We start from the raw sequence: 12,040 nt of genomic DNA, 5'->3' as shown, positions 1-12,040 counted from the left end.
AATGACACAAGTCAGCTTTTATCTCTTTGAAAAGAGTACCGAACGGCAAGTCGAAAGTGCTTGCCGTTTATGCCGAAAGATCCTGAATCAACATCCACAAATTTGGTGGTATTGTACGGATTCAGAGATCCAAAATGAGCTTGATGACAAATTATGGAGCTTTGATCCCAATAGCTTTATCCCCCATGGCGTCAATCAAAGTCATAGCCCAGTCTGTATTTCGGAACATTTACCACCTTCCAACGACTGGATCGTGTTTAATTTTAACAATCATGCACTTGAACAAATTCAAGATTTTCGCCACATTATCGAAATTATCGAGAATAATGAAACTGCGAAGCAACTTGGACGAGAAAAATTTAAAACGTATCGTCGTTTAGGTATCGAGCCTCGAACTTTTAAATTATAAATCGACAAACAAGCGTATCATTTGAGGAGTGTGGTGTGGCATTAAATGTAGGTCAAGATTTTAAAAAACGCTGGTTAAATACCCCTGAGGCTGTACGTCAAACCTATCAGGATGATTTAGCACGCATTTGTGATCTGCTATTACCACTAACCTCCATTCAAACTTGGCGTCAGCAAGAAGAACAAGCTGAACTGCGTTCACAGCAACGCATTGATCAAGCCTATGCTGATCTTAAAGCAGAGTTGATTGAACAAGCCCGTATCCGTAAACAACTTGCTTTAGAAAAAGCCTTAGCTGAGAAACGTGCTGCTGAAGCAGCCTACGCAGCCCAACTTCAAGCAGATGAAGCACGACAGTTTCAACAACAAACTGAAAATCTCTTGGCGTTACGTGAACATATTGATCAAGAAATCGTTGCACAAACGGAACGTTATCAAAGTAATCCTGAACAACCAAGTGTGGATTATGCTCAAGGACAACGACTCATGATTGATGATCAGCAAATTCTTTCAGAACTAGAAAGTGTTCGTGTTCGACTCGAATTAGAAGCTGAAAGTCTAATTGAACAAGCCGTGACTGTATTCCGGGCTAAACTACATGCACTGGCACAAGACGAAATCGAATACATCTTGAAAAATAGTGAATTTTCTAACGATCAGTAAATATTAAAAAGCCCAGCTAGACTGGGCTTTTTAATTAGCTAGATTTTTATTTTAAAAATCCATTTTCAGCTAAAAAAGCCATACTAATATTCGATTCAGCTTTTTGCTCAGCGGCCTTATCACCTAACAACAAACGCTCAATGTAACGCGCAAGTACATCAACTTCCAAATTCACTTTAGTGCCCACTTGCCATGTTCCAATGTTAGTCCGTTCTGCAGTATGCGGAATCAAGTTTAAACTCAAAATATTGCCACGTAGGTGATTAATGGTCAGGCTAATTCCATCTACCGTCACAGATCCTTTCTCCGCCAAATATTTTGCTAGTTCAACTGGTGCTGTAACTTCAAAATAGAGGGAGCGCGCATCTTCACGAACCAGCGTAATCTCGCCTAAACCGTCAACGTGACCACTCACAATATGCCCACCAAAACGTGTCGTCGGCAGCATGGCTTTTTCCACGTTGACTGCTTGACCAACTTTCCATTGACCCAGTGTGGTACGGTTTAAACTCTCACGAGAAACATCGGCTGCATACCAATGATCTCCCCACTCAATCACAGTGAGACAAATCCCATTGGTGGCAATTGAATCGCCCAAATGCACATCAGACATGTCTAAATCAGTCTGAATACGCAGACGAACATCACCACCTACACTTTGTAAGCTTTCTACCTTACCTAAACTTTCAATAATGCCTGTAAACATGGGACTTTTAACCTACCTTTATTGCAGTACGCATCGCAGTAAAGCAAATACCTTAAAGCAAAGAAACCCAGATAACAAGGCACACTTAGTTCAAATTCAGGCGAATAAAAAGGGCGATCCTCTGACCACCCTCTTGGCATTGATGAAGTGATCGACTATTGCATTTCTGATATTTGTTTTTCACCAGAACGACTTTCTTCAACTTTATTGCTCAACAGGAAATGGACAAAGAACAATTTATAGCCCACTACTCCTAGGCAAGCCCCAACAATTGGCGCAAGAATAGGAACAATAAAATATGGAATATCTCGTCCACCCGTAAACGCAACGGGTCCCCATCCTGAAAAATAGGCAACGATTTTCGGGCCAAAATCACGTGCAGGATTCATGGCAAAGCCTGTCAGCGGTCCAAAAGATGCTCCAATTACGGCAACCAATAGACCAACTAAAATTGGTGCTAAAGGCCCACGCGGTAAACCATTGCTATCATCACCAATCGCCATGATTAACCAAAGTAATAGCATGGTGATAAACATTTCCACCATAAACGCCTGACCAAGCGACAGTAAATGATGAGGATAAGTCGAAAAGATTCCTGCTAACTCTAGACTTTCAACACTACCACGCACCATGTGATGCGTCTGTTCAAAGTCTAAAAATAAACTGCTATACAGTCCATATACCATCAATGCACCCGTTGCAGCACCCGCCACTTGAGCAATGATATAAAAAGGAACTTTGCGTTTATCAAAGCCTGCAAATAAAGCCAAAGCGATGGTCACCGCTGGATTAAGATGTGCACCTGAAATACCCGCCGATAAATAAACCGCTAAGGCAACTGCTAAACCCCAAACAATACTGATTTCCCACAGACCTAAATCTGCTCCAGCAAGTTTAAGTGCAGCCACCACACCGATACCAAATGATAAAAAAATTGCGGTAGCAAAAAATTCAGCTACACATTGCCCCAATAATGTGGGTTCCGAGCGACTCATAACAACCTCTCTTGGTCATCGCTACTCATAGGCAAGACCCTAAATTCAGCTCGGAAAACTATATTTATTTTCAAACTCGGTCAATCATCTTTGATAGTTTTTTGAACGATTGATAAAACTACTCCCTACCCAAATCAAACTTAAAGAACGAATAACCACCACATAAAGAGTATGCATAATTATTTGTTTTATCTATAAATTAATATAAAACACCATAGTAAATAAATTCAAAAACATTAAGCTTCACCATCTAGAAATACAATAAAAATTACAAGATATTTATCATAAAAACAGTGAGTTATTTAACAAAACGATTCTATTTATTGTATTAACCGATTAAATAAGAGAATGAAATAAAAAAACACCACTTTGTATGGCAAAGTGGTGTTTTTGTTATCTTACCAAAGTGCAAGTTGGGTACTATTTCCTGTGGTATCAACACCGCCCAATTCGGCAAAGTGATACAACTGACCAAGTAACTGCCGCAATGGCGGACCAGACTTTGCGTGAGTATCTGTAATCACAATAAATTCAAGTACGCGTGCGCGCTCTGACTGACGCTGCTTACTAACACGGTAACGAGGAACATCTTGCGTTAACAAAGTGACCTTGCCACGTTTTAAATTGGCGGTCAGTAAATCTTTTGGCTCAATATTCCCATCAGTCGAATAGCTGGTCAAGATATAACGGGCATTAATCGTTTCCAATAACTTTTCATAGGCATCTTTGGCATGTTTGGAAGAATTGTAAGGACTTGGACGTTCTTTGCGCCACGCACGATCAATCCCGCTCTTGAAACCTTTGGTATCAGGTGAAGGCAAATCAACCTGATCCCATAAAGTCAGCGCATTCAAGACATGATAGTTACTGCTATAAGCATGTTGATTATAAGGCGGATCGAGATAAGCAACATCAACTTCAAAGCCACTCATTTGATTGGCCAAATGCTGAGAGTCAACACACCACATTTCTGCGGCAGGACGTTTTGCATCACCCACTTCACAGAAGCGGCTTGGTGTTAACCAAAGTAATGATTCGATTCGCTCCAAAGCAGTTTGAGTACGCCCACCCCAACCTTGGTGAAAGCTTTTAAACACCCCACTGGTGTTGCTCACAAAACTCGCTGAGTAGAGTAACGGTGCGAGTAAAGCACTCATTTCAACATCATTAATCGCACCTTGTGCTTGCCAAGTTGCAATCTGCTGACGAATCGCATCAATTCGCATCCCATTACGACGCTTAAAGAACAAGCGATCACGAGCAGGATCATAGACATCATCATTTCGTGGGCACAAATTATGTGTAACCCAGCCTTTCACTTCAGGCAAACGGTTCAGATAATCAATGGCTTTTTGATAGCCACCCAATTCTTTAAATGCTGGCGCATCAACACAAGCTAAAATCGCATGATTCAGCGCATGGCTATACGGCTCCCAGTCATTGGCAATCACACGATAACCATTTTGACGGGCCAAACGAGAAACCACCCCACTGCCGGCAAAGAAATCCGCAAAAATCGGTGGATTCTTTTTCTTACTATTCAACGTTCCAGTAATCTCAAGCGCTTCTAAAATAAGGTGCAAAAGACGACGTTTATTCCCAAGATATGGAACAAGCTGATGAAAAAGATATTCATCAGTCGTACGGGCAGCATGGCGACGTTTGTGATAAACCGATGGTTCTGGATTCATATCATCTCTTGGATAGGGAGCAATCTCAGGCGAATGTCTTGCCCAAGTTGGGTTACATCGACCAACTCAAATCGTCGTTGTTCGGCCATTTTGCTAAATTCAGCATTGAACATCGCGCGAGCAGATTGACCAAGTAAAGTTGGTGCAACATAACTAATCATTTCATCAACCAAACCTTGTTGCAAAAAGGCAGTCGATAAAGTTGCGCCCGCCTCAACCAATACATCATATATTTGGTATTGTTGAGAAAGGGTCTGCAATAATTGATTTAAAGGTTGCAGTGACAATTGTATCACGCCTAAATCAGCAAGTTCTTGGCGAAATGGTGTCATCACCATCACGGTTTCAGGATTTTGCAAAATCTTGGCTGTAAGCGGAAGTTGCCCCTGACGATCTAAAATAATTCTCTTTGGCTGTACCACTGTAGAAAGATTAACACCCTCTAACTCTCGGACATTCAGCTCACAATCATCGGCTAAAACCGTTTGAATCCCAGTAATCACGGCACCTGAGATGGCACGCCAATGTTGTACATCCTGACGTGCAATAGCTCCAGTAATCCATTTGGACTCACCTGACGCCATCGCAGTACGTCCATCTAGGCTTGAGGCAACTTTTAAACGGACATAAGGTAAACCTGCAGACATTGCTTTTAAAAAGCCTAGATTTAAACCTTTTGCAATCTCGGTGCAAACACCCGTTTCAACCTCTATCCCTGCATCTAGCAAGATCTTTACACCTTTGCCTGCAACCAATGGATTCGGATCCGAACAAGCAATCACAACCTTCTTCACTTGCGCCTTTACTAAAGCCTCAGCGCAAGGTGGTGTGCGACCATAATGTGCGCAAGGCTCTAAAGTCACATAGGCCGTTGCATCTTTTGCATTTTCACCCGCTTGGCGCAATGCAAAAACTTCTGCATGGGGCTGACCTGCTTTTGGATGAAAGCCTTCACCTAAGATTTTCCCATCTTTGACAATGACACAACCTACATTGGGATTGGGTTTAGTTGAATATTGCCCAAGTCGAGCCAAATCAATTGCCCGTTGCATCCAATACTTCGCTTGAGATAAATGATTTGGGGTTAACTCAGACATAATCTCTCTAACTTAGACTTCATTTTCACGTTGTTGCATCTGCTCAATCTGATGGCGAAAAGCTTCAACATCTTGGAAATCTTGATAAACAGAGGCAAACCGAACATAAGCAACATGATCCAATGCAAACAATGCTTGCATTACAATTTCACCAATCATTCTCGATTTCACATCACGTTCACCGAGACGACGGATTTGCGATTGGATATCACTGAGAACCGTTTCAATCTGTTCTTGGGTCACAGGACGTTTTTGTAGCGCATGCATTAATGAACGGCGTAATTTTGCTTCATCAAACGGCTCACTTTTACCATCTGACTTTAACACACGTGGCATCACAACATCATAGCTTTCAAATGTTGTAAAACGCTCACCACAAACCACACATTCACGGCGACGTCTAATCTGACAGCCTTCGGCAGCCAAACGGGAGTCAATGACTTTACTATCAGCGGCGTTACAAAATGGACAATGCATATGGGTGCGATTATTTCCTCATTTTGCTTAAGTGTAGCAAAGTTTCTTGGATTGCAGAACTAGGGGCTTCGAGCTGTTTTATAATGCATAAAAAAGCAGCTCCTTATGGAGCTGCTTTTAGATCAATAATTTTAATTATTCAACGCGTTCGCCATGTTGACTTAAGTCAAGACCCATACGTTCATCGTCATTGCTCACACGGATACCAATTGCAAGATCAATCACTTTCAAGATAATGAAGGTCATCACTGCACTATACGCGATAGTTGCTAATACACCTTCAACTTGCACCCATAATTGAGTCAACATATTTGCCGGAGCATCATCACCCATGATGAATTCACTTGCAAATACAGCAGTTAAGATCGCACCAACGATACCACCAACACCATGTAACCCAAATGCATCTAAAGAGTCATCCGCTTTCAGTGTACGTTTCAATGCGGTAATACCCCAGAAGCAAACAACACCACCGATCAGACCCATGATTAATGCACCACCTACAGTTACGAAACCTGCAGCTGGAGTAATCACGACTAGACCAGCAACCGCACCAGAAGCTGCACCTAAAACTGAAGCTTTACCACGAACAACTTTCTCAGCCACTAACCAAGACAATGCCGCTGCCGCTGCCGCAACTTGAGTTACAACAATTGCATAAGAGGCTGAACCATTTGCACCCAATGCAGAACCACCGTTGAAACCAAACCAACCTACCCAAAGTAAGCTCGCACCAACAACAGTTAACGCAAGGTTATGAGGTGCCATAGATTCACGACCAAGCCCCATACGTTTTCCAAGCATATAAGCCGCAACTAGACCAGCAACACCAGAGTTGATATGAACGACAGTACCACCCGCAAAGTCTAAAGCACCATCATTGCCTAACCAACCGCCACCCCATACCCAGTGAGTAATCGGTGCATATACCACAACAACCCAAATCGCGATGAAAGCAACAAATGCTCCAAATTTCATACGCTCAGCAATCGAACCACTAATGATCGCAACCGTAATAATCGCAAAAGTCATTTGGAATACAACAAATAGAATCTCAGGAATTGAACCGCTGAGCGCATCAGTTCCTATGCCTGACAACATCAGCTTATCAAGTCCACCAATAAAGGCATTTCCTTCACCGAAAGCTAATGTATAACCTATGACGATCCAAGCGATACTCACTACCGCAGCCGCAACAAAGCTATGTGCCATCGTGCTCAGTACGTTCTTTTTACGAACCATACCACCGTAGAATAACGCTAAGCCTGGAATTGTCATTAACAGAACCAATGCCGTTGAAACAAGAATCCAAGCTGTATCACCTGTATCCAATGTTGCTTCTGCTTCAGGCTCCGCAACCACTTCAACAGGAGCTTCAGCTTCAACAGCTGCCGGTATTGTATTTGTCTCAGTTACAACAACAGTTTGCTCTGTAACTGGAGTTGAAGCAGCTTCTTCTGCCCATACGACAGTCGAACCACCTAGGAGTGCGCCAGATAAACTAAGCGCCATAAGCATTTTTTTCATTCGTGTCCCCCAACCTCATTTTGTGAGCTATTTCTCTTAATTTCTAACTCAGCAAAGTTTGTGCCAATTTAGACAGCATCTGGTCCAGTCTCACCCGTACGGATACGGATAACTTGTTCTAAATTCGTGACAAAGATTTTCCCGTCACCAATTTTTCCAGTGCTTGCGACACGAGTGATTGACTCAATAACCGCATCAACCATCTCATCGCTAATCGCGATTTCGATTTTTACTTTCGGTAAGAAATCAACCACATACTCAGCACCACGGTACAATTCAGTATGACCTTTTTGACGCCCGAAACCTTTGACTTCAGTTACGGTAATCCCTTGAACACCAATATCAGAGAGTGCTTCACGCACATCATCTAACTTGAATGGTTTAACAATTGCAGTTACAAGCTTCATGTGTGTTTTCCTTCGGCTTATTTTCACCAGTAAGGTTTTATGTTCAATTTTCATGCCAATATTCAAAGGTTGGGGTTTTTAAATATTGGACATATGGCTTCTTTATAACCTATTTAAGCGAATAGAAGTAGATCATCAATAGAAAATAAGTATCATTTGCCAAGATTTAACTAGATTTCTCAGTCACATCCCATGCTGCTCAGCAGTGCTAGAGGATTCCAACAAGCAGTGGTACACTGAGCAGCAAATATACATAACTTATTGAGCACTTTATGATTGAAACTCTTTTACAAGCGATTTTGCAGCAAGTTGATCAACCTAAAAAAGACTTGGAAAAAAACTTGCGAGCGTTGTTAAATGAAAGTATCGAAAAATTAGATCTGGTTTCCAAGCAAGAGCTTGATCGCCAAAGAACAGCTTTGAATTTAGCAAATCAGCGCCTAACCGAATTACAGCAACAAATGAAAACTTTAGAGGAAATTGTGCAGAACAAAAAATAAGCACCAACTCGGTGCAAAAAGCACCTCAAAATGATTAAAAATAAAGCACCACAATGGAACAACAATAAAATGTCTTTTGCAAAAATTTATACGAGGGGATTATTGGGGCTACATGCGCCTCAAATCGAGGTCGAAGTTCATATCAGTTCAGGGCTACCCTCTTTGACCATCGTTGGTTTACCCGAAGCTGCTGTCCGAGAAAGCAAAGATCGTGTTCGTTCAGCAATTATCAATAGTGGATTCTTGTTTCCAACCAAACGTTTAACTATTAATTTGGCACCAGCAGATTTACCCAAAGACGGGTCTCGCCTAGATTTGCCCATTGCACTGGGTATTTTGATTGCATCAGCACAATTACCAGAACAATGTACGGATGGGTTTGAATTTATTGGTGAATTAGCACTTGATGGTCATTTACGCCCAATTTCTGGTGCATTGACCATAGCAATGGCCTGTCAGCAAGCCAAGCATCGTATGTTACTCCCGACTGCAAACTTAGATGAAGCGAGTCAACTCCCAAACTTCGAAGTATATGGGGCTCAACATCTTCAAGAAGTTTGTGCACATTTTTTGGGCAACACCAAGCTCAGTGCTGCACCACAACGAGAAAATATCAACAGCTCACAATATCAATTTGATCTTGCAGATGTGAAGGGGCAACTTCGCCCTCGCCGTGCACTCGAAATTGCGGCCGCAGGTGGTCATTCATTACTGTTCAAAGGTCCACCAGGTACGGGTAAAACATTGCTCGCCTCGCGTTTAGCTTCTATTTTGCCACCCCTCAATGCTCAAGAAAATTTAGAAGTTGCGAGTATTTACTCTGTGGCAAATGCCCCGCACCATTTTGGGCAACGTCCTTTTCGTGCTCCTCACCACACTGCATCTGCAATTGCATTGGTCGGAGGTGGCTGTCATTTACAAACAACTATGCGACATTCCAAACAACTATGCGATAAATTACAGGTTTTATCTTTACAGTAATCTTTATTTGAAATAAATCATTGAATATAAAAAATAATTTAATATAATTTAAAACAATATCAAAGTACTAACTATATATTTGGATCTTGCAATGTATAATATCTTTTTAAATAATATTAAAGCAGCACGTAAATTAAAAACACAAAAAAATATTGCTGAAGTAAGTCTGAGTATTTTTAGAATGCTTATTCAACATATTTGTATTTCAAATGCAGAATATATAAATATTTTAGCTAAAGAAAGTTCTGAAAACATGTCAAAAATTGATATTAGTTTTATTGAGCTATCTCAACCGGCCGATGGAACATGCGTTGATTTTATAAGTAACTCTCTAACACAGATAGCAAAATTGAAAAACAGCTCTTTAGCTAGATTCTACTTTGAAGATAAAGATATTTCAAACGAACCTGCATTAGTAGAATGGCTACAAATCAAAGAAATATCTTTAAGAAATATCTTACATACATATGTTGAAGATCGAAATGAAAGTATCTTTGGTCATGGTATTTCATCAACTAATTTATTTTTAGATATCGATATTATTGAATATATTTTAGAAAAATTAAAAGTTTATCTACCAGAAAGTAAAGGCGACGATTTTTTATTTTTTCCTAAAAATTTTAATATCTCTACTCCTATTCAAACATTAAGATTATTTGATGGAAATCCTACGTGTTACAGAAAAATCAAAAAAACTAATAATGGGATGATTCATGTTACTGCTAAAGTTCAAACATCCTTAACAAACGCTACCGATCAATCTTATGAAGTACCAAATAAAATTTTTAATATTTCTACAAAAAAAACTTATGAGGTATATGAATATAATGATTGGAATCCGCTAATTTTTTTACCAGAGAGAGCTATATCAGTAGCTGACTTTACAGGACGAAAAAAAGAAATCACTGAGCTTATTGACTGGTTTAATGATCCAGAAGACTCAAAACGATGTCTTGTATATGGTGATGGTGGCATTGGAAAGACAACTCTCATTTTAGAATTTATGCATCGTGTCCTTGAAGGTTCTATTGAGGTCGAATGGAAACCCAGTGTTATTACTTTTTACACAGCAAAAAAGACTCGTTGGGGAATACATGGTTTAGAATCACTCACGAACAACAATCTAGGCGTTGCAGATGTCGCTTTACATATAGCACAACTATTAGAAGTCAAACTTGACAATAGTTGGTATCAAAAAGATGCAGAAACTATTATTCAAAAATTAAAAGGCTTACTTGAAAAAGAGAAGATTAAAAAAAATGAGCATCTCATTATTTTAGATAATACAGAAACTATGGCTGAAAATGATGATGATATTATTAATCTAGGTAAACAAATACACTTACTTTCCCGTTATGCTGGAAGAGTAATTCTTACTTCTCGTCGTACAGAAAGACTTGAAGCAAGACCAATTGAAACAACTAAATGGTCCGATGAAGAAGGTGTAGAATATATTCAAAAAAGAGGAGATATATTAAATATTGATGCAATAAAAAAGGCTGGCATACCTACTTTAAAAAAAATCACTCGAGAACTCAATAATAAACCATTGATTTTGAATGTTTTCATTCAATTTGCAAATGAACTACAAAGCTCACTTAATAGCGCATTAGATAAAGTGAAAAGATTACAGGAAAAAGACTTAGGGATGTTCTTGTTTTCTGATGTTTGGGAAAGATTTAATGAAAAAGAAAAGCACTTTTTACTTCTCTTAACCTATTTTGGTCCTGATCATGATCAATATTTTATGCAATTAGCTTCTGATAAAGCTAATTTAACTTTTTCTTTAGCTCAGAGCACATTAGAAGGTAGTAAAGGGATTTGTCAACTTAGTAGTATTGATGGCCAACTTCAGATTACTTTCAACAATGATTTTATGAAATTTTGTAAAGATAGAACTGTAAATTTTAATGATCAAACACATCCTCTTCAAAAAGATCTAGAAAAAATCCAAAAAAGATATATAGAGTTTTTAAAACATATTGAAGTAGAAATATCAGATAATGATCAAAAAGCTTATTTAAGTAGGTTTGCACGGGCAGCTAGAAAATTCTTTAATGAGGGTAATAAAGAACAAGCAATTTCATACTATGAATTAGCGATAGATGAGGATCCAACAAATATTTGGTTATTAGAGAAGTATTCAAACACTCTATTTATATATAAAGATTTTCTACCAGCATTAGAAAAAATCAATAAAGCTACTAACATTGATCCTAATCACTCAGAACTCCAATTTACTAAAGGTAAAATATTAGCCAGAATTAAAAATAAAACCAAAGAATCTATAACGTGCTTAGATTTAGCTCATAAACTCGGGAAATCTATGCACCTATGTGAGTTACAAAAAATATATGCTTATTTAGCAGATGGAGATATAGAGCACGCAACCATATCATTAAATATCGCTAAGAGTAATATCCCTAACGATTCTTATTACCAAAAGTGCAAGATAGAAATTGAACGCTTAGAACGCAAAATAAATCAATATATATTGCCTCTATAGAAAATGTTACTTTAGATGTATTTATAGAATTACCTATAAGCACATTAATGAGGGTCAATAAATTTAACTTTTTAATAATCAA

11 protein-coding genes and 1 pseudogene are annotated in these 12,040 nt (G+C 39.2%); 5 read left to right on the top strand and 7 right to left on the bottom strand.

The features are described 5' to 3' along the window. Position 1: 1 nt before the first annotated feature. Together HMPREF0023_RS12200 and HMPREF0023_RS12195 are read left to right on the top strand one after the other, a co-directional pair. Positions 2 to 409 (top strand): DNA polymerase III subunit chi, encoded by a 408-nt coding sequence (locus HMPREF0023_RS12200; protein WP_008942246.1) that lies wholly within the window; start codon positions 2 to 4, stop codon positions 407 to 409. Between the two features lie 35 nt (positions 410 to 444). Beyond that, positions 445 to 1,071, top strand: coding sequence for a hypothetical protein (locus HMPREF0023_RS12195; protein ID WP_008942245.1), 627 nt, complete (start codon positions 445 to 447; stop codon positions 1,069 to 1,071). 46 nt (positions 1,072 to 1,117) lie between these two features. On the opposite strand, the gene HMPREF0023_RS12190 is transcribed toward HMPREF0023_RS12195, so the two are convergent. The 7 genes from HMPREF0023_RS12190 to glnK form a co-directional block, all read right to left on the bottom strand. Continuing rightward, on the bottom strand, positions 1,118 to 1,777 hold the full coding sequence (locus HMPREF0023_RS12190; RefSeq protein WP_005083982.1) for a riboflavin synthase: 660 nt from the start codon (positions 1,775 to 1,777) through the stop codon (positions 1,118 to 1,120). Positions 1,778 to 1,932: 155 nt separating this feature from the next. After that, the gene (locus tag HMPREF0023_RS12185) at positions 1,933 to 2,772 is read right to left on the bottom strand and encodes an MIP/aquaporin family protein (protein ID WP_008942244.1); all 840 of its coding nucleotides are present in this window, start codon (positions 2,770 to 2,772) and stop codon (positions 1,933 to 1,935) included. 398 nt (positions 2,773 to 3,170) lie between these two features. Continuing rightward, positions 3,171 to 4,463 (bottom strand): DNA adenine methylase, encoded by a 1,293-nt coding sequence (locus tag HMPREF0023_RS12180; protein ID WP_004637583.1) that lies wholly within the window; start codon positions 4,461 to 4,463, stop codon positions 3,171 to 3,173. Then, on the bottom strand, positions 4,460 to 5,560 hold the full coding sequence (ribD, locus tag HMPREF0023_RS12175; protein ID WP_005087893.1) for a bifunctional diaminohydroxyphosphoribosylaminopyrimidine deaminase/5-amino-6-(5-phosphoribosylamino)uracil reductase RibD: 1,101 nt from the start codon (positions 5,558 to 5,560) through the stop codon (positions 4,460 to 4,462). The genes HMPREF0023_RS12180 and ribD overlap by 4 nt, the downstream gene beginning before the upstream one ends. 12 nt (positions 5,561 to 5,572) lie before the next feature. Further along, entirely contained in the window at positions 5,573 to 6,037 is a 465-nt protein-coding gene (nrdR, locus tag HMPREF0023_RS12170; RefSeq protein WP_004637581.1) for a transcriptional regulator NrdR, read from the bottom strand. 135 nt (positions 6,038 to 6,172) lie between these two features. Further along, positions 6,173 to 7,564 (bottom strand): ammonium transporter, encoded by a 1,392-nt coding sequence (amt, locus tag HMPREF0023_RS12165; RefSeq protein WP_005087891.1) that lies wholly within the window; start codon positions 7,562 to 7,564, stop codon positions 6,173 to 6,175. 68 nt (positions 7,565 to 7,632) lie between these two features. Beyond that, on the bottom strand, positions 7,633 to 7,971 hold the full coding sequence (gene glnK / locus HMPREF0023_RS12160) for a P-II family nitrogen regulator (protein WP_000780326.1): 339 nt from the start codon (positions 7,969 to 7,971) through the stop codon (positions 7,633 to 7,635). Positions 7,972 to 8,243: 272 nt separating this feature from the next. Here glnK and HMPREF0023_RS12155 point away from each other — a divergent pair, with 272 nt between their 5' ends. The 3 genes and pseudogenes from HMPREF0023_RS12155 to HMPREF0023_RS12145 all read left to right on the top strand — a co-directional run bounded on the left by HMPREF0023_RS12155 (position 8,244) and on the right by HMPREF0023_RS12145 (position 11,958). Then, complete coding sequence (locus HMPREF0023_RS12155; protein WP_008942243.1) at positions 8,244 to 8,471, top strand: accessory factor UbiK family protein; 228 nt, start codon at positions 8,244 to 8,246, stop codon at positions 8,469 to 8,471. A gap of 69 nt (positions 8,472 to 8,540) precedes the next feature. Then, a pseudogene (locus tag HMPREF0023_RS12150) lies at positions 8,541 to 9,386 on the top strand (YifB family Mg chelatase-like AAA ATPase); the annotation flags it as partial. Between the two features lie 157 nt (positions 9,387 to 9,543). Next, positions 9,544 to 11,958: a tetratricopeptide repeat protein gene (locus HMPREF0023_RS12145; RefSeq protein WP_008942241.1), complete on the top strand. Its 2,415-nt coding sequence runs from the start codon at positions 9,544 to 9,546 to the stop codon at positions 11,956 to 11,958. Positions 11,959 to 12,040: the final 82 nt, after the last annotated feature.

Source organism: Acinetobacter sp. ATCC 27244 (genome assembly GCF_000156555.1).
In the GTDB taxonomy this organism is placed as follows: domain Bacteria; phylum Pseudomonadota; class Gammaproteobacteria; order Pseudomonadales; family Moraxellaceae; genus Acinetobacter; species Acinetobacter haemolyticus.
Note: the sequence above shows the minus strand (reverse complement) of the source record. Positions and strands in the feature narration are given on the sequence as shown.